Raw genomic sequence first — 18,224 nt, 5'->3', positions numbered from 1 at the left:
ATCAGTCCTTCTTGGCCTTGGCGGCCGTCTTTGTTTTGCTCTTGGCGGGCGCCTTGGCCTTAGCCTTGGTCGCCTTGGCGCCGTCCTCGGACTTCGCCGCTACCTTGGTCGTCTTGGCCTTGGTTGCCTTCCCCTTGGCCGTTCCGCCCTTGGCAGCACGCTCCGAGATCAGCACAAGTGCCTCCTCGACCGTCACCGACTGCGGATCCTTGCCCTTCGGCAGGGTGGCGTTGACCTTGCCCCAGTTGACGTAGGGGCCGTAGCGACCGTCACGAACGGTGATCGGGCCACCGTCGGGATGGTCACCGAGTTCCTTGAGCGACGCGGCAGCGGTGCGGCCCCGGCCGGCACCGGCCTTCGACTGTTTGTCGGCGAGAACCGAGACGGCGCGATTGAGGCCGATCGAGAAGACGTCCTCGATCGATTCGAGGTTGGCATAAGTGCCGTCGTGCAGCACGAACGGTCCGTAGCGGCCAAGCCCGGTTGAGATCATCTTGCCGGATTCCGGATGGGCACCGATATCGCGCGGCAGCGACAGCAGCGCTACCGCCTTCTCATGGTCGATCGTCGACGGCGTCCAGCCCTTCGGCAGGCTCGAGCGCTTGGCTTCCTTGCCGTCGCCACGCTGGACATAGGGGCCGAAGCGGCCGCTCCTGAGCGTGATTTCCTCGCCGGTATGCGGATCCTTGCCGAGCGCCTGCGGTTCGTTCGAGACCGCCGCCTCCTCGCCGTTGCTGTCGGAGGAAAGCTGGCGGGTGAAGTTGCACTCCGGATAGTTCGAGCAACCGACGAAGGCGCCGTACTTGCCGAGCTTCAGCGACAGCTTGCCGGTGCCGCAGACCTGGCAGATGCGCGGATCGCCGCCGTCCTCGCGCTTGGGGAAGACCAGCGGCGCCAGTTCCTCGTTCAGCGCGTCGAGCACGTTCGTGACGCGCAGTTCCTTGGTTTCCTCGATCTGGGCGAAGAAATCCTTCCAGAAGTCGCGAAGCACGTCTTTCCAGTTGACCTCGCCGGCGGAGACCTGGTCGAGCTTTTCTTCGAGCGACGCGGTGAAGTCGTAACCGACATAGCGTGTGAAGAAGCTTTCCAGGAACGCCGTCACCAGCCGTCCCTTGGCCTGGGGGATGAGCTTGCGCTTGTCGTTGGTGATGTAGTCGCGATCGAGCAGGGTCGTGACGGTGGCGGCATAGGTGGAGGGACGGCCGATGCCGAGCTCTTCCATCTTCTTGATCAGGCTTGCTTCGGAATAGCGCGGCGGCGGCTCAGTGAAATGCTGCGAGGCATTGATCTTCTGCTTGGCGAGGTTTTCGCGCGCATTGATCTCCGGCAGGCGGCCATCCTCGTCGCCGTCATCAGTCTGTTCGCCGTCTTCCTTGGCATCCGTATAGGCAGCGATGAAGCCGTCGAAGCGGATAACCGAGCCGGTGGCGCGCAGACCGGCCTTCTGGCCGCCATTGTCCGCAGTGATTTCCGCGGTCGTACGCTCGATCTCGGCCGATGCCATCTGGCTGGCGATGCCGCGCTTCCAGACGAGGTCGTATAGCCTGAGCATGTCGCCATCGAGGAAACGGCGAACCTGGTCCGGCGTCCGGTTGAAATCGGTCGGGCGGATGGCCTCGTGCGCTTCCTGGGCATTCTTCGCCTTGGTCGAATAGAAGCGCGGCTTTTCCGGTAGATAGCGGTCGCCGAACTGGCTGGCGATCGCAAGGCGCGAGGCTTCGATCGCTTCCGGCGCCATCTGCACGCCGTCGGTACGCATATAGGTGATCAAACCGACCGTCTCGCCGCCGATGTCGACGCCTTCATAGAGCTTCTGCGCGACCTGCATGGTGCGCGAAGCGGAGAAGCCGAGCTTGGAGGAGGCGGCCTGCTGCAGTGTCGAGGTGGTGAAGGGCGGCGACGGGTTGCGCTTGACCGGCTTTGCTTCGATGCTATCGACCACATAGGCGGCGCCATCGAGCAGGGTCTTGAGACGATTTGCTTCTTCGCCGTTGCCGACAGCCTTCGGCGCAAGACGCTTGCCATCGGCCGAAACGAGACGCGCCTCGAACTCGTCGCCGCGCGGCGTCTTCAAGAGCGCCGAGATGTTCCAGTACTCCTCGGAGATGAAGCGCTCGATCTCGTTTTCACGATCGCAGACGAGGCGCAGCGTCACCGACTGCACGCGGCCAGCCGAGCGGGCGCCCGGCAGCTTGCGCCAGAGCACCGGCGAGAGGTTGAAACCGACGAGATAGTCGAGTGCGCGGCGCGCCAGGTAAGCGTCGACCAGCGAGGTGTCGATGTCGCGCGGATGAGCGATCGCTTCGAGAACGGCCTTTTTCGTGATGGCGTTGAAGGCCACGCGCTTGACCGGCTTGTCGCCGAGCACCTTCTTCTTCTTCAGAAGGTCAAGTACGTGCCAGGAAATCGCTTCACCTTCGCGATCCGGGTCGGTTGCGAGAATGAGGCCGTCAGCGGATTTGACCGCGTCGGCGATGTCCTTCATGCGTTTCGCCGAGGCACTGTCGACTTCCCAGGACATCTCGAAGTCTTCGTCCGGACGGACCGAACCGTCCTTCGCCGGCAGGTCGCGCACGTGACCAAACGAAGCCAGTACCTTGTAGCCGGGGCCCAGGTACTTGTTGATCGTCTTTGCCTTGGAAGGCGATTCCACCACTACAACATTCATCGTCATTTTCTGAGACAACCGGTCCTGGTTCGGCGTCAGCGCCGTTTGCGCCGTACTTCGCCTGATATCGACGCCCCGAAATGGACAGGGATTCGAACGGGGTCAAGGGGGTTCGCCCAAAATAACGAAGAGAGGCCAGTGGGCGAACCATGCGGAAACACGCTGAATCTGCGATCTGAAACGCGTGATTGGTCCCGCTGGCGTGCCCGCCTGTGGCTGTGGCTTGTCATCATTCGGGCGTCGCGAGCGACACGAGGCCGCCAGCATGGCGATCAAGCCGACCGGCCAGATCAAGTTCCAGCAGAAGCAGATAGACCTGAGCCGGCGAAAGCCCGGCGTGGCGGACGATATCGTCGATCTCGACCGGCGTCGGGCCGAGCGCGGTGCTAACCGCGACGCGGTCTCTGTCGCTCGCGCTCACCGGAACACCAGCCCGCGCCTGACCATCCGGTTCCCGCACGCCCGGCAGCGGCAGCTCCAGCTGGCTGAGTGGCGCCAGCGCCTCGATCACGTCATCCGGGCCGGTCGTGACGATCGCGCCCTGTTTCAGGAGATCGTTGGTGCCATGGCAGCGCGGATCGAGCGGCGAGCCGGGAACCGCAAAAACGAGCCGGCCGAAATCGGCGGCGTAGCGCGCGGTGATGAGCGAGCCGGAGCGGTGCGCGGCCTCGACGATCGCAACGCCGAGGCTGATGCCGGCGATCAGCCGGTTGCGGCGCGGAAAGTCGCGCGCCCGTGGCTCCCAGCCGAAAGGCATTTCGCTGATCGCGAGGCCCCGACCGGCCGTGATTTCTTCGAGCAGGCCGACGTTCTCGGGCGGATAGGGGCGGTCGAGACCGCCGGCAAGGGCGGCGATCGTGCCGGTCTCGAGACTGGCACGATGGGCGGCCGTATCGATGCCACGCGCGAGGCCCGAGGTCACGACATAACCGGCGCGGCCGGCGTCGAGCGCAATCATCGCCGCAAACTTTGCGCCGCTGACCGACGCATTGCGCGAGCCGACAATGCCGAGCGACGGGCGGCCAGCCGCGCTGAGATCGCCTTTCATCGCGAGCAGAGGGGGAGCACCGTCGATCTGCCGCAGCGCCGAGGGATAAGCCGATTCGCCGATGCCGACGAAAACGGCGCCGTGGCGTCGGGCAGCTTCGAGTTCCCGTTCGACCTCGCTTACGGAAGCCACACGATAGGTCTGCCTGGTTCCACCGCGCCGCGACAGTTCAGGCAAGGCGTCGAGCGCGTTGTCAGCGGTGCCGAAATGGTTGATCAGGTCGCGGAAGGCGATGGGGCCGACATTGTCGCTGCGAATGAGCCGGAGCCAGGATATCTTCTGTCGTTCGGTCAGCGCCACTCCGTTTCGTCCTGCGCTGGCGTCAGACATTATCCCTTGTCTCCGATCTTGCTTTCCGTGCCGGCGAGCAGCCGCCGAATGTTGGCGCGGTGCTTCACCCAGGTGATGACCGTCATGGCGGTAAAGAGGAGGGCGACCTTCTCGTTGCCTGCCGCGTAAAGTAGAACCGGAATGATAGCCGTTGCAACCAGGGCGGACAATGAGGAGTAGCGGCTGATTTTCGCCATGCCGAGCCAGATGACCGCGAAGGCAAGCACCATGAGGGGAGCAAGGCCGAGCAGGACGCCGATATAGGTGGCGACACCCTTGCCGCCCTTGAAGCCAAGCCAGACCGGGTAGAGATGGCCAATGAAGGCGGCAAAGCCCGCGGCGATTCCCGCCTCGACGCCCCAGTAGGATGCGATGAACGCTGCGGCGGAGCCTTTCAGGGCATCGAGCAACAGCGTTGCGGCAGCAAGCTTCTTGTTGCCGGTTCGCAGCACATTGGTCGCGCCGATATTGCCCGAGCCGATCTTGCGTACGTCGCCGAGCCCGGCCATGCGCGTCAGGATCAGTCCGAACGGGATCGAGCCAAGCAGATAGCCGAAGGCAAGGCTTAAGAGCGTAAAGGGCAGCCCAAGCTGCCAGGACAATAGATCCACCGGTTCCCCTCCCGCGCGACCGCTTTCGGCTTAGGCCGAATGCACCAGCTTGCCGGCAACATAGGTTTGCACGACCCGCCCGGTAAAGCGCGCATTTTCAAACGGCGTATTCTTGGAGCGAGAAACGATCGCCTCTTCGTAAAGCACCCAAGGCTCGTCGAGATCGAGGACGGTGATATCGGCCTTGGCGCCGGGTTTCAGCGTACCGGCGTCGAGACCGAAGATCGCCGCCGGCCGCGTCGACATCGCATCGATCAGGCGCATCAGCGGAACCTGGCCGCTGTGATGCAGGCGAAGCGCGGCCGCGGCCAGCGTTTCCAGGCCGATCGCCCCATCGGCAGCATCGGCAAAGGGCAGCCGCTTGGTGTCGACGTCCTGCGGGTCGTGCGAGGAGACGATGATATCGATCGTGCCGTCGGCCAGTGCCTCGGCCATGCCGATCCGGTCGTCCTCGCTGCGCAGCGGCGGCGAAAGCTTGAAGAATGTCCGGTATTCGCCGATGTCGTTCTCATTGAGCGCGAGATTATTGATCGACACGCCGCAGGTGACGTTGGCGCCACGCTCGCGTGCGGTACGGATCGCGGCGGCCGATTCGGGAACCGAGATCTGGGCGGCGTGATAGGCGGCACGCGTCAGTCCGGCGATGCGCAGGTCGCGCTCGAGCGGAATGATCTCCGCTTCGCGCGGGATCCCGGAAAGGCCGAGCCAGCTTGCAAGCAGGCCCTCGTGCATGACGCCGTTGGCACCGAGATACTTGTCGCGGGTCTCAAGAGAGATGACGGCGCCGAATTCGCGCGCATAGGTCATGGCGCGGCGCAGGACCAGCGTGTCGTGAATCGAGCGACGACCATTGGTGAAGCAGACAGCACCCGCTTCGCGAAGCAGGCCGAACTCGGTCATCTCTTCGCCGGCAAGACCCTTGGTCAGCGCTGCGGCCGGGTGTACGTTGACGAGCGCCTTGTCGCGCGCCGTCTTCTTCACATACTCGACGAGCGCGATGTCGTCGATGACAGGGTCGGTCTCCGGCATGGCGATGAAGGTGGTGACGCCGCCGGCAGCGGCGGCCCGCGATGCGGACTCGAAGGTCTCGCGGTGTTCGCTTCCCGGTTCGCCGACGAAGACGCGGGCATCGACGAGGCCCGGAACGGCGGTGAGGCCGGCGCAGTCCTTGACGAAGGCGCCATCCGGCGCGCCCTGGTTCTGGGCATCGGCACCGGCAGCAAGGATAAGGCCGTCGTCGCCGACGATAACAGTGCCGACTTCATCGAGATTGCGCGAGGGATCGACGATGCGAAGGTTCTTCAGAACGAGTGGTCTGGTCATGTGCGCGGCCCCTGGTTCTGCGAGAGAAGCAGCGTTTCCATAACCGCCATGCGCACGGCAACGCCCATCTCGACCTGCTGTTCGATCACGCTCTGCGGCCCGTCGGCGATTTCCGAGGCGATCTCGACGCCGCGGTTCATCGGCCCGGGATGCATGACAAGCGCATCCGCCTTGGCTGCCTTCAGCTTTTCCGCATCGAGCCCGTAGTAGTGGAAGTATTCGCGTACAGACGGCACGAAGGACCCGGCCATGCGCTCGCGCTGCAGGCGCAGCATCATGACGACATCGGCATCCTTCAGGCCCTCGGCCATCGAGTGGTAGACTTCGACGCCCATGTCGGCGATCCCGGAGGGAAGCAGCGTCGCCGGTGCGACGACCCGAACCCGTGCGCCCATCTGGTTCAGGAGCAGGATGTTGGAGCGCGCAACGCGCGAGTGAAGCACGTCGCCGCAGATCGCCACGATGATGCGCGAGAGCTTGCCCTTGGCGCGGCGGATCGTCAGCGCGTCGAGCAGCGCCTGCGTTGGGTGCTCGTGCTGGCCGTCGCCCGCGTTGACGACGGAGCAGGAGACCTTTTGTGCGAGAAGGGCTGCGGCTCCGGCCGAGGAGTGGCGCACGACCAGCACGTCCGGGTGCATGGCGTTCAGCGTCATTGCCGTGTCGATCAACGTTTCGCCCTTCTTCACCGAGGAATTGCCGACCGACATGTTCATCACGTCGGCGCCAAGGCGTTTGCCGGCAAGTTCGAAGGAAGATTGCGTGCGGGTCGAGGCCTCGAAGAAGAGGTTGATCTGCGTCAGACCCCGAAGCGTCGACGTCTTCTTTTCTCTTTGACGGGAGATTTGGACGGCTTCATCGGCGCGATCGAGCAGATAGGTGATATCCTGCTCCGTGAGCCCCTTGATGCCGAGCAGGTGGCGATGCGGGAAAGTGATCATGGGCCGCCCTTGCGCTCTGGAAATGTGGTCGCTCTATAAGACCTGGTCCCCGGCACGGCAAGGCTTGCGCGGTTCAGTCCGCAGAAAACTTGCAACGGCGATCCTATCTTTTCTTCGCCCCGTTCCGTGGTCGAGAAACTTGCGCTAGAACCGGCCCATGAATCAGATGAACCGGACTGAACAGAAACTCGCCGAGCTCAACCAGCCCAAGCCCTGGTCCGGTGTCAACGCCTATCGCTCCGATCCGCTGGTGGTCGACATCACATCGGGCATGAGCAAGACGCTGCGCGATGAGTTCGACGTGCTCGGCCGCTACGTCACCTCGCCGGAGGCCCAGGAACTGGCGCGCATGGCGAACGAAGGTCCGCCGAAGCTGAAGACCCACGGGCCGCGCGGCGAGCGTCTCGATGTCGTCGAGTTCCACCCGGCCTGGCATGCGCTGATGCGCCGCTCGATGTCCTCGGGCCTGCACGCGTCCGCCTGGGAAAATCTGCCGGACGAGCGCAGCCAGTCGCACAAGACGCGGGCGATCCGCTTCTATCTGACGGCGCAGCTCGAATGCGGTCATCTCTGCCCGCTGACGATGACCAGTGCATCGCTGGCAGCGATCACTGCGTCGCCGGCGGTGCAGAAGGAGTGGGCGCCGAAGATCCTGTCGCGAAAGTACGATTCCACCAACCGTCCGTGGATGCAGAAGTCGGCCGTCACCGTCGGCATGGGCATGACCGAGAAGCAGGGCGGCACCGACGTGCGCGCCAACACTTCGACGGCCGAACGGGTGGGCGAGGGCATCTATCGGCTGAATGGCCACAAGTGGTTCATGTCGGCGCCGATGAGCGACGCTTTCGTCATGCTGGCGCAGACCCGCGAAGGGCTTGCCTGCTTCCTGGTGCCGAGGCTCCTGGAAGATGGCAGCGCCAACGGCCTGCGGTTCCAGCGGCTGAAGGACAAGCTCGGCAACCGCTCCAATGCGTCTTCCGAGGTCGAGTTCTCAGACACGTTCGGTTTCATTCTCGGCGCGCCGGATGCCGGCCTCCGCACGATCCTCGACATGGTGACGCTGACGCGGCTCGACTGCGCGCTCGCTTCCGCCGGCATGATGCGCGCCTCGCTTGCCGAAGCCGTACATCATACGCGCGGCCGCAAGGTTTTCGGCAAGCCGCTCGTCAGCCAGCCGATGATGACGCGGGTGCTCGCCGACATGGCGCTCGACGTTGCCGCGGCAAGCGCACTTTCGTTCCGCCTGGCCGAAGCCTTCGACAAGGCGCGCAGCAGCGTGGAAGACGCGGCCTACGCGCGGATCATGACGCCGGTTGCGAAATACTGGGCCTGCAAGATCGCGCCGGCTCTGATCTATGAGGCGATGGAGTGCCTCGGCGGCAACGGCTATGTGGAAGAGCGGGCACTGGCGCGCCACTACCGCGAAGCGCCTGTGAATGCCATCTGGGAAGGCTCCGGTAACGTCATGGCGCTGGATGTGCTGCGGGTTCTCGCCAAGGGCAAGGATCTGTTCGAGCAGCTCTTCGTCGTGCTGGCCCGTGATCTCGGCCCGTCCGGTCGCAAGACGATCGACGTGCTGCGCGCGGCTATGTCGCTGTGCGAGCGTGATGAGGGTGCGGCCCGCATGCTGGTCGAGCAACTGGCGCTCGCCGCCGCTGCCGCCGAGCTCTACCGTCTCGGTGCCGGTCGCATTGCCGATGCCTTCCTCGAATCGCGCCTGGCTGCCGGGTGGCGCTCGACCTACGGCATGCTCGATTCGCGCTTCGATTCCGCCTACATCCTCGACCTTCTCTATCCCCCTGCGGCCTGAGCCGCAGGACGTCCGGCGTAAGCCGTCAGGCCGCTGCGGGATAGGCCGTCAGCCCCCTGCGGCGTAAGCCGTCAGGTAGAGGACCAGCGGTATCGTGAAGAACGAAACGACCGTCTGGACGGTCGCGACCGCCGCATAGAGTTCGGCGTCGCCATCCATCTGCTTGGCCAGTAGATAGCCGTTCATCGCGGTCGGCACGGCCGCGCCGAGCGCGATGACCAGCAGAGCATCGCCGCGAATGCCGAGCAGGTAGCTCGCGCTCACCATGAAGACCGGCATCACGATCAGCTTGAGGAAGACCGCGAGCAACGCCGTCCTGCTGGGCTTGAGCGCATCGGATGCCCGCAGGCCCGCACCGACCATCACCAGGCCGAGGCTGAGCGAGGCGCTTGCCAGCATATCGATCGTGGCCATCACTGGGCCGTAGATCTTCAATCCGATCATGTTGACGAGAATACCGAGCACCGAGGCGACGATCAGCGGATTGGTGACGATCTTGGCGAAGAAGCGGCGGAAGTCGCGATTGCCACCGCCGAACCAGACGAGAACACCGATATTGTAGAGATTGATCGGGATGATCACGAGCGTCATCACCAGGGCGGTCAGTGTCAGGCCGATCGGGCCATAGAGTTTCTGCGCGATCGCCAGCGCCATGAACCCATTCCAGCGTGTCGCCGTCTGGAAGACCGAGGTGAAGGACGCACCTGATACCTGGCGGTTCCGCAGCATCGGCCACAACAGCAGCACGACGACCGACATCAAACTGACGCTTCCGATCGTTGCGATCGCCGTCGCATCGGCCTTCAATCCGGCAAAATCGGCCTGGGCGAGCGTCGAAAACAACAGCGACGGGAAAAGGATGAAGTAGCCGAATTGCTCGAGCCCGAGCCAAAGACCCTGATCGATCAAGGTCGAACGCTTGAGCCAGGCGCCAAGCAGAACCAGGAGGAAGACGGGAAGAATGCTTTCAAAGACGACGGTCATGGGGGAGGGCCTGCGTGCGGGACGTCTATCGCTACCTCAAATCATCGCCGACCGGAATGCGCTGGTGGCACGAGGCGGCGATCAAACGGGAGTGTCCCGCCTTCAAGGATCCGCGACCGGACTGCCCTGTGAAAATTAACCTTAACAAATGGTTTACGTTGCGCGGGTCGCCGCAAGGGCGGAGATTGATCCGGCATTTTAATGGATTCCGGAATGGAGCGGTTCGGTGAGAACTGGTCTTATGATCATCATGATGATGTTTTTTGCCGGACTGGCGCTAGATATCGCAGTTCCCGCGATGGTTCTTGTGGCCGTCGTGCTGGCTGACCGCGCGATTTACCCAGTTGTCTTTCGGCAGATCTCGGAAAGGGGAGCCGCATGAAGTGGTTTCTGATCCTTTGGGGCGGGCCGATCCTGCTGCTGGGCTCCTGGTATGGCCTGTCGTACTACGACATGAGCTTCGGCTTCTTCATGCTGACGCGGCAAACCCATGATCTGGTGTTCCAGATCTACGGCAATGTCCTCGGCATCCCGCCGGAAACCATTCCGCCGCTCGTAGCCCGCGCGATCGTCGTCGACAGCCTGATCGTTTTCGCCATTATCGGCTTTCGCAAGCGCCGCCAGATCGCCGCCTGGTATCGTCGCCACTTCGGTGCCGCGGCCCCTCAGTCCGAGAGGCCGTCTCTTGCCAGCGACGCCAGCCTGTCGAGCGCGCCCTGAAGAATGAACGAGGCCGCGGCCGAATCGATGCGTTCGGCCCGCTTGCGTCGTGACACGTCCATCTCGATCAGCACCCGCTCGGCCGCGACGGTCGAAAGCCGTTCATCCCAGAAGGCAAAGGGCAGGGGCGTTTTCTGTTCCATGTTGCGCACGAAGGCGCGGGTCGCCTGACAACGCGGCCCCTCGCTGCCGTCCATATTGACGGGCAGGCCGATGACGAAGGCCGCGATCTTTTCTTTCGTCGCTGCCGACAGCAGCGCCTCCGCGTCCACGCCGAACTTGACCCGACGGATCACCTCGCGCGGGGTCGCAAAGCGGCGACCGAGATCGGAGACCGAGAGGCCGATCGTTTTCGTGCCGAGGTCGAGGCCTGCAATCGCCTGGTTCGGCTGTAGCTGGGCTGCGAGTTCTTCGATGGTGAGAATTGCCATGGGATTGTCGATTCGATCTTTGCGCGGAGAGTTGTCTGATCCATATGCTGTTGCGACAGACAAATCATCAGGGAGATCGTCATGAAGATCAAATGGCTCGGCCATGCCGCCTTTCACATCGAAACGGCAAAGTCCAAAATCCTGATCGACCCCTTCTTTACCGGCAATCCGGCGTTCCGCGACGAGGAGCGCCGGGACGCGACCGCCGGGCTCACCCACATTCTCCTGACCCATGGTCACGGCGACCATGTCGGCGATACCATTGCGATCGCCAAGGAGACGGGCGCGACGGTCGTTGCCAATGCCGACCTTGCCGCCTGGCTCGGCCGGCATGGCGTCAAGGCGCTGGAAATGGGGAACACCGGCGGCACGATCAATCTCGGTAGTTTCTCGACGACCTTCGTCAACGCGCTGCATTCGTCGGCGCAGTTGACCGAGGACGGCGTCTCGCACTCGCTCGGCAATGCCAACGGCCTGGTGCTGCATTTCGAGGACGAGCCGACGCTCTATCACATGGGTGATACGGACATCTTCTCCGACATGGCGCTGATCAACGAGCTGCATCAGCCGGAGATCGGCATCGTGCCGATCGGCGATCGTTTCACCATGGGCGGGGCGGTTGCGGCCCTGGCCTGCCAGCGCTTCTTCAAGTTCTCGACAGCCATCCCCTGCCATTACGGCTCGTTCCCGATCATCGACCAGACCCCGGAAACCTTCGTTGCCGGCATGGAAAGCGCGTCGACCAAGGTGGCGACGCCGCACGTCGGCGGCGTCGTCGAGATCTGATGTTGCGCCGGGCCTTTTGACGAGAGGCCCGGTCCTCCGGTAATTCCCCCGTTGCGTGGCTCGCCCTGCGCCATTATAGCGGGGGAAGTTCCAGTTACCGGAGACGATCATGTCCGTAGACCTTGCCACCGTGAAGCGCGTCGCGCGCCTTGCCCGTATCGCCGTCAGCGAAGAAGAAGCCGAACGGATGATGGGTGAGCTCAATGGCATCCTCGGTTTCGTCGAGCAGCTCTCCGAAGTGAATGTCGATGGCGTCGAGCCGATGACCTCGGTCACGCCGATGGATATGAAGAAGCGGACGGACACGGTATCGGACGGCAACAAGGCCGACGACATCGTTGCCAATGCGCCGAATTCCGATCGCAATTTCTTCCTCGTTCCGAAGGTGGTCGAGTAATCTCCCGCCAGCCGCCCCGACGTTTCTGATTGCGAAAGCCAGATTTTACCATGACCGACCTTACCAGCCTGACGATTGCCGAAGCCCGCAGCAAGCTCGCCGCGAAGGACATCACCGCCGTCGAACTGACCGACGCCTATCTCGGCGCGATCGATGCCGCCAATGAGGCGATCAACGCCTACATCGCCGTCACACCCGAAAAGGCACGAGAGATGGCCAAGGTCTCGGATGCGCGTATCGCCGCCGGCAAGGCCGGTGCGCTCGAAGGCATCCCGCTCGGCATCAAGGACCTCTTCGCCACCGAAGGCGTGCACACCCAGGCCTGCAGCCACATCCTCGACGGTTTCGCGCCGCGCTACGAATCGACCGTGACCCAGAACCTCTGGAACGACGGCGCCGTCATGCTCGGCAAGCTGAACATGGACGAGTTCGCCATGGGCTCGTCGAACGAGACCTCCTACTACGGCGCGGTCAAGAACCCGTGGCGCGCCAAGGGCTCCAATCTGGATCTCGTGCCGGGTGGCTCCTCCGGTGGTTCCGCCGCAGCCGTTGCCGCGCATCTCTGCGCCGGCGCGACCGCCACCGATACCGGCGGCTCCATCCGCCAGCCGGCAGCCTTCACCGGCACCGTCGGCATCAAGCCGACCTATGGTCGCTGCTCGCGCTGGGGCACCGTCGCTTTCGCCTCGTCGCTCGACCAGGCAGGCCCGATCGCCCGTGACGTGCGCGATGCCGCGATCCTCCTGAAGTCGATGGCAAGCGTCGACACCAAGGACACGACCTCGGTCGATCTGCCGGTGCCGGATTACGAAGCCGCGATCGGCAAGTCGATCAAGGGCATGAAGATCGGCATTCCGCGTGAATACCGCGTCGATGGCATGCCGGAAGAGATCGAAGCGCTCTGGCAGCAGGGAATTGCCTGGCTGAAGGAAGCCGGTGCCGAGATCGTCGACATCACCCTGCCGCACACGAAATACGCGCTGCCGGCCTACTACATCGTCGCTCCCGCCGAGGCCTCCTCGAACCTTGCCCGCTATGACGGCGTTCGCTACGGCCTGCGCGTCGACGGCAAGGACATCGTCGACATGTACGAAAAGACGCGCGCCGCCGGCTTCGGTCACGAAGTCAAGCGCCGCATCATGATCGGCACCTACGTGCTTTCGGCTGGCTACTACGATGCCTACTATCTGCAGGCGCAGAAGGTGCGCACCCTGATCAAGCGCGACTTCGAACTGGCGTTCCATGCCGGCGTTGACGCCATCCTGACGCCGGCGACGCCGTCGTCTGCCTTCGGCATCGCCGACGAGGATCTGGCATCCGATCCGGTCAAGATGTACCTCAACGACATCTTCACGGTAACGGTGAACATGGCCGGCCTTCCCGGTATTGCCGTTCCCGGCGGTCTCGACCACAAGGGCCTGCCGCTTGGCCTGCAGCTGATCGGCAAGCCGTTCGAGGAAGAGACGCTGTTCAAGACGGCGCATGTGATCGAACAGGCGGCCGGCCGCTTCACACCCACCAAATGGTGGTAATCTCTTGAGGGGCGGTACCGACGAGGTACCGCCCTTTCTTCTTCGGTTGCATTGAAAGCCACTCTTGTCGCGGAAGGAGACCGCGTCATGCCCGTCATCCGCCATGCCCGCGCCGGCGACGTCGACCGGCTGGCCGAAATCGGCCTTAGATCCTGGCAGTCGGCAATTGCGGGCCTCGCCGATGGCGAAAAGATGCGGCGCGTGGCCGAGGCCGCATTTCTCCGTTTTCTGTTCGATCACTGGCTTTCCGTTTTGCTCGTCGAAGGCGAAGGCGCCATCTGCGGTTGGGTGGCGTGCGAGAACTTCGACAATGCGATCTCCGATCTATGGATCGAGCCGCAGCTCCAGGGCAGGGGCTTCGGCGGGCTGCTGTTTGCTGAGATCGAGCGTCGTATTGCTGCGGACGGATTCGACGCGGCCACCACCAAGACGCACGCGCGCAACGACCGCGCCGTGCGCTTCTTCCGCAATCACGGCTATGGCGTGAGTTGGCTGTCGACCGCCTATGCGCCGCAACTCGACAGCGACGTTGCCTTCATCGGTCTGAGCAAATCTCTGGAGCAAAGCCCGGATCATTGACACCCCGCCACCTCATGCATGGCAGCCACGCGCAAAGCCGGCTGGCCTATTCACACCGCATTCATTAGGCCCATGAAATATTATGGGGTATGACGTTGTGGTGGGGCACCGCAAGGGGGGCGCTTGTTGCAGATGCTGGATAAAACGGTTCCGCGACCGTTGGTTCTGAGACCTTTCCACCATTCGTTTTGGCTTGCCGGCCTGGGCGTGATCGTCTTCACCGCCTGCGTGCTCGGCATCTTGAGTCGCCCGGTCGGCATGCTGGCTTCGATCTGGCCGGCAAATGCGATTCTGCTCGGCCTGCTGATCAGAAGACCGTCGCTCGCCAGCCCGGCTGGATGGCTGACGGCGGCATTGGCCTACGTTCTTGCGGACCTGGTGACCGGCGCGGATCTCTATGAAGCCGCGGCGTTGAATGCGGCCAACATGGTCGGCGTCGTCATCGGATTCCTGCTCTATCGCCGCTTTTCGCCGGAGCATCGGCACCTGCGCCGGGCGCGCTCGGTCCTTTACATGTTCGCTGCCTCCTCCTTGGCGGCGATGGGCGCCTCGCTCGTCGGAGCGGTCGCGGTTCACCTGTCCTTCGGCAAACCCGTCGCGGACGCATTCGTCGCCTGGCTCACCACCGAGCTGGTCAATTATGTGGTTCTGCTCCCGGTGTTCCTGGCAGCGCCGCTTCCTGAAGACGGTTTGCGATCCCGTGCCACGAGAATGACGGTTTCAACGGCCTCTGCTTCTGCAACCGTCTGGCCGTTCGTCTCCCTGGTCTTGTCCTGCGCTGCGGCGCTCGTCATCGGCGGCCCAGGCGCTTTCGCTTTCCCGGTGCCGGCACTCTTGTGGTGCGCGCTCAGCTATGGCTTGTTCCCGGTGACGATCCTGACGGCGATCGTCTGTGTGTTGACGCAGATTGCCGTTGCCTCCGGCGCCCTGCATCTCGGCGTCAGCGGCGTTGCCGAGGAGACGCTCACCTCCACCCGGCTGGGGACGACCCTTCTTGCGCTCTGCCCGCTGGCGGTCGCCAGCGTCGATGCCGCACGACGGGCGCTGATTGGGCGCCTGTCCCATGCGGTCGATTATGATTTTCTGACCCAGTGCCTGGCGCGCGCGACCTTCATGGCGCGCGCGGCCGCGCTGATCGCAGCGCCGGTCGCCCGAAAAGGCGGGACGGTGGTAATGATGCTCGACATCGACCGCTTCAAGGCGATCAATGACACCTATGGTCACGCCGTCGGCGATCAGGTGCTGGTCTCGGTCGCAGGCGCCGTTCGCGGGACGCTGCGTTTTGAGGATCTCGTCGGTCGGCTTGGCGGCGAAGAGTTTGCCGTTGTGCTGGTTCGGCAATCCCCGACTGATGCGCTCAAGGTCGCCGAGCGACTGCTCGAGGCCGTGCGCGCGCTCCATATCGATCTGGAGCAGGGCGGAAGGATCGCCGTCACCATCAGCATCGGCGCTGCCGAAGTCATGACCCGCGACACCGGTCTCGACGGCCTGCTGCTTGCGGCCGACCGCGCGCTCTACCAGGCGAAGGCTGCGGGCCGTGACCGCGTGCAATGCGCTGCCCCGTCGAGCGCTCACGCAACGTAAGTCACTTTCCGTAAAGTAAAGTGCGCATCTGACGATACCGGGCATGCTGGCATGCCCGGTATCGTTCGTATTCGCCGCTAGCGGTTGTTAAGTTCGGAGCGCACGAGCTGCAGCCCGCGTTCCGTGATGCGGTAGGGTTTTCCGCCGGACGATGAAATCGCCTTCTTCCGCTTCAATTTGCGGAAAAGTTCGAGGTCGAAGCCGGGATAGACCCAGCCGTCACGGGTGAAGCACCGGATTTCGGTGATCGCCTTGTCGTCGCGGGTGATTTCGATGCGGCCGCCCTGGGCCAAATGATGAAGAATGCGCTGTTCTGCGCGCGAGATGTCCATTGTCTGAATGTTCCGGAATCGCGTTCGTTTGAACGCAGGAAAACGTTCCGCAAATTACTGAAGATGCGGGGTGACGTTTCCGGCCCGTGCGCGCAATCAAAGCGGATTACGCGGACGGGCTTTACCGGGACTCAGGCGAAGAACGGAACATAAAAACTCCAATAGAACGGTGCCTTCCTAAAAGGCCGTCGTTCGCGCGTCAAGGTGTCATTGCAACGCCAGGGTGCCAATGGCCGCCAGCGCCACTTGCAAGACGATGATCAACGCGAGGCGCGTGCGAAAGGGTTCCTTACGCGTCTTGTGTCGGAAGATATGGCGCGCCGTCATCGCTCCCGGGCTGCCGCCGAAAAAGGCGAGAGTGAGCAGGGTCCGCTCGCTGATCCGCCGTCGGCCGGAGCGCGCCGCTTGCTTGTCGTACCAGAACAGCCCGAAGGCCGCCAAGTTGATGAGAATTGCGAACGAGAGCAGGGCAGGGCCGATGGACATGAGCGAAGTCTTGCCGATAGGCGCTAAACGGTGGTTAAGAGAGGCTCGCCGTCCGCATGAGATTGCATATGGCGCTTCTGATCCAGCCGAACAACTTGCACCGGCGGACCAATTGTTCTACCGAGAAACCAAGAATTCAGGCTTCAAAGAAGAGCATGATATGAGCATTGTCGACGTCCGCACCCCCGATCCGAAACGCTTCATCCCCGGCGCCACTGGCGACTGGGAAGTCATCATCGGCATGGAAGTCCATGCCCAGGTGCTTTCCAATTCGAAGCTGTTCTCGGGCGCATCGACGGAGTTCGGCAATGCGCCGAATGCGAACGTCTCGCTGGTCGATGCCGCTATGCCCGGCATGCTGCCCGTGATCAACGAGGAATGCGTGAAGCAGGCGGTACGCACCGGTCTCGGCCTCAAGGCCGCGATCAACAATCGCTCGATCTTCGACCGCAAGAACTATTTCTATCCGGACCTGCCGCAGGGCTATCAGATCTCGCAGTTCAAGGATCCGATCGTCGGCGAGGGCAAGATCATCATTTCGGTCGGCCCGGATCGTCAGGGCCAGTTCGAGGATGTCGAGATCGGCATCGAGCGCCTGCATCTGGAACAGGATGCCGGAAAGTCGATGCACGACCAGCATCCGTCGATGTCTTATGTCGACCTCAACCGCTCGGGCGTGGCGCTGATGGAGATTGTCTCCAAGCCGGACATGCGCTCGTCGGATGAGGCCAAGGCCTACATGACGAAGCTGCGCTCGATCGTGCGCTATCTCGGCACGTGCGACGGCAACATGGACGAAGGCTCGATGCGCGCCGACGTCAACGTTTCCGTGCGTCGTCCGGGCGAGGGCTTCGGCACGCGCTGCGAAATCAAGAACGTCAACTCGATCCGCTTCATCGGCCAGGCGATCGAATACGAGGCACGCCGCCAGATCGGCATTCTTGAGGACGGTGGCAGCATCGACCAGGAGACCCGCCTGTTCGACCCGAACAAGGGCGAGACCCGCTCGATGCGCTCCAAGGAAGACGCGCACGACTACCGCTACTTCCCGGATCCGGACCTGCTGCCACTGGAGTTCGACGACGCCTTCGTCGAGGCGCTGAAGGCCGACCTGCCGGAACTGCCCGACGACAAGAAGGAGCGCTTCGTGCGCGACCTCGGCCTCTCGGTCTATGACGCCTCGGTGCTCGTCTCCGAAAAGTCGATCGCCGATTATTTCGAGGCGGTTGCCGAAGGGCGTGACGGCAAGATTGCCGCCAACTGGGTCATCAACGACCTGCTCGGTGCCTTGAACAAAGCCGGCAAAGCCATTGAAGAGACTCCGGTTTCCCCGGCACAGCTCGGCGGCATCATCGATCTCATCAAGGCCGAGACCATCTCCGGCAAGATCGCCAAGGACCTCTTCGAGATCGTCTGGAACGAGGGCGGCGACCCGGCCGAGATCGTTGAAGCGCGCGGCATGAAGCAGGTGACCGACACCGGCGCCATCGAGAAGGCCGTCGACGAGATCATCGCCGCCAACCCGGATCAGGTCGCCAAGGTGCAGGCCAAACCTTCGCTCGCCGGCTGGTTCGTCGGCCAAGTGATGAAGGCGACCGGCGGCAAGGCCAATCCGCAGGCCGTACAGGCGCTCGTCAAGGCCAAGCTCGGCATCGAGGAATAACG

Annotated in this window: 18 protein-coding genes; 9 read left to right on the top strand and 9 right to left on the bottom strand. The window is 63.1% G+C overall.

Translation table 11 applies throughout. The annotated features are described in order from the left end of the window. Position 1: 1 nt before the first annotated feature. The 5 genes from topA to ASD01_RS18595 form a co-directional block, all read right to left on the bottom strand. Entirely contained in the window at positions 2–2,668 is a 2,667-nt protein-coding gene (topA, locus tag ASD01_RS18615) for a type I DNA topoisomerase (protein ID WP_034795369.1), read from the bottom strand. Positions 2,669–2,897: 229 nt separating this feature from the next. Further along, positions 2,898–4,046, bottom strand: a complete 1,149-nt coding sequence (dprA, locus tag ASD01_RS18610; protein WP_060644233.1) for a DNA-processing protein DprA — start codon at positions 4,044–4,046, stop codon at positions 2,898–2,900. After that, the gene (plsY, locus tag ASD01_RS18605; protein WP_034795374.1) at positions 4,046–4,657 is read right to left on the bottom strand and encodes a glycerol-3-phosphate 1-O-acyltransferase PlsY; all 612 of its coding nucleotides are present in this window, start codon (positions 4,655–4,657) and stop codon (positions 4,046–4,048) included. Before plsY ends, dprA begins: the two co-directional genes overlap by 1 nt. A 30-nt stretch (positions 4,658–4,687) precedes the next feature. Further along, positions 4,688–5,980, bottom strand: coding sequence for a dihydroorotase (locus ASD01_RS18600; RefSeq protein WP_034795376.1), 1,293 nt, complete (start codon positions 5,978–5,980; stop codon positions 4,688–4,690). Next, positions 5,977–6,918, bottom strand: a complete 942-nt coding sequence (locus tag ASD01_RS18595) for an aspartate carbamoyltransferase catalytic subunit (protein ID WP_034795379.1) — start codon at positions 6,916–6,918, stop codon at positions 5,977–5,979. The genes ASD01_RS18600 and ASD01_RS18595 overlap by 4 nt, the downstream gene beginning before the upstream one ends. Before the next feature lie 157 nt (positions 6,919–7,075). On the opposite strand from ASD01_RS18595, the gene ASD01_RS18590 reads away from it, so the two are divergent. Next, positions 7,076–8,728 (top strand): acyl-CoA dehydrogenase family protein, encoded by a 1,653-nt coding sequence (locus tag ASD01_RS18590; protein ID WP_034795383.1) that lies wholly within the window; start codon positions 7,076–7,078, stop codon positions 8,726–8,728. A 48-nt stretch (positions 8,729–8,776) separates the two neighbouring features. Here the strand turns inward: ASD01_RS18590 and ASD01_RS18585 are convergent, their stop codons facing one another. Then, positions 8,777–9,712 (bottom strand): AEC family transporter, encoded by a 936-nt coding sequence (locus ASD01_RS18585; protein ID WP_034795385.1) that lies wholly within the window; start codon positions 9,710–9,712, stop codon positions 8,777–8,779. Positions 9,713–9,953: 241 nt separating this feature from the next. Between ASD01_RS18585 and ASD01_RS36210 the strand changes: the two genes are divergently transcribed. Beyond that, complete coding sequence (locus ASD01_RS36210; protein WP_089045732.1) at positions 9,954–10,094, top strand: hypothetical protein; 141 nt, start codon at positions 9,954–9,956, stop codon at positions 10,092–10,094. Then, entirely contained in the window at positions 10,091–10,432 is a 342-nt protein-coding gene (locus tag ASD01_RS18580) for a DUF6105 family protein (RefSeq protein ID WP_034795388.1), read from the top strand. The genes ASD01_RS36210 and ASD01_RS18580 overlap by 4 nt, the downstream gene beginning before the upstream one ends. Here the strand turns inward: ASD01_RS18580 and ruvX are convergent. Then, on the bottom strand, positions 10,378–10,863 hold the full coding sequence (gene ruvX, locus ASD01_RS18575) for a Holliday junction resolvase RuvX (protein WP_034795390.1): 486 nt from the start codon (positions 10,861–10,863) through the stop codon (positions 10,378–10,380). The two genes, ASD01_RS18580 and ruvX, sit on opposite strands and share 55 nt — an antisense overlap. Before the next feature lie 81 nt (positions 10,864–10,944). On the opposite strand from ruvX, the gene ASD01_RS18570 reads away from it, so the two are divergent. From ASD01_RS18570 to ASD01_RS18550, 5 genes are all read left to right on the top strand, one after another. Further along, a complete protein-coding gene (locus ASD01_RS18570; protein WP_034795392.1) occupies positions 10,945–11,649 on the top strand; it encodes a metal-dependent hydrolase in 705 nt (234 codons plus the stop codon). 109 nt (positions 11,650–11,758) lie between these two features. Beyond that, the gene (gatC, locus tag ASD01_RS18565; RefSeq protein ID WP_034795408.1) at positions 11,759–12,046 is read left to right on the top strand and encodes an Asp-tRNA(Asn)/Glu-tRNA(Gln) amidotransferase subunit GatC; all 288 of its coding nucleotides are present in this window, start codon (positions 11,759–11,761) and stop codon (positions 12,044–12,046) included. Between the two features lie 50 nt (positions 12,047–12,096). Continuing rightward, complete coding sequence (gene gatA, locus ASD01_RS18560; RefSeq protein ID WP_034795412.1) at positions 12,097–13,578, top strand: Asp-tRNA(Asn)/Glu-tRNA(Gln) amidotransferase subunit GatA; 1,482 nt, start codon at positions 12,097–12,099, stop codon at positions 13,576–13,578. 87 nt (positions 13,579–13,665) lie between these two features. Continuing rightward, on the top strand, positions 13,666–14,157 hold the full coding sequence (locus tag ASD01_RS18555; protein WP_034795414.1) for a GNAT family N-acetyltransferase: 492 nt from the start codon (positions 13,666–13,668) through the stop codon (positions 14,155–14,157). A gap of 132 nt (positions 14,158–14,289) precedes the next feature. Beyond that, a complete protein-coding gene (locus ASD01_RS18550; protein ID WP_082572948.1) occupies positions 14,290–15,741 on the top strand; it encodes a GGDEF domain-containing protein in 1,452 nt (483 codons plus the stop codon). A 77-nt stretch (positions 15,742–15,818) separates the two neighbouring features. Here ASD01_RS18550 and ASD01_RS18545 read toward each other — a convergent pair whose 3' ends face one another. Continuing rightward, positions 15,819–16,073: a YjhX family toxin gene (locus ASD01_RS18545; RefSeq protein ID WP_034795416.1), complete on the bottom strand. Its 255-nt coding sequence runs from the start codon at positions 16,071–16,073 to the stop codon at positions 15,819–15,821. A gap of 207 nt (positions 16,074–16,280) precedes the next feature. Continuing rightward, complete coding sequence (locus ASD01_RS18540) at positions 16,281–16,559, bottom strand: DUF1294 domain-containing protein (protein ID WP_034795432.1); 279 nt, start codon at positions 16,557–16,559, stop codon at positions 16,281–16,283. A 160-nt stretch (positions 16,560–16,719) separates the two neighbouring features. On the opposite strand from ASD01_RS18540, the gene gatB reads away from it, so the two are divergent. Continuing rightward, positions 16,720–18,222, top strand: coding sequence for an Asp-tRNA(Asn)/Glu-tRNA(Gln) amidotransferase subunit GatB (gene gatB / locus ASD01_RS18535; RefSeq protein WP_034795650.1), 1,503 nt, complete (start codon positions 16,720–16,722; stop codon positions 18,220–18,222). The last annotated feature ends 2 nt before the right edge of the window (positions 18,223–18,224 follow it).

The organism is Ensifer sp. Root423 (assembly GCF_001426275.1).
Taxonomy (GTDB): Bacteria; Pseudomonadota; Alphaproteobacteria; order Rhizobiales; family Rhizobiaceae; genus Ensifer; species Ensifer adhaerens.
Note: the sequence above shows the minus strand (reverse complement) of the source record. Positions and strands in the feature narration are given on the sequence as shown.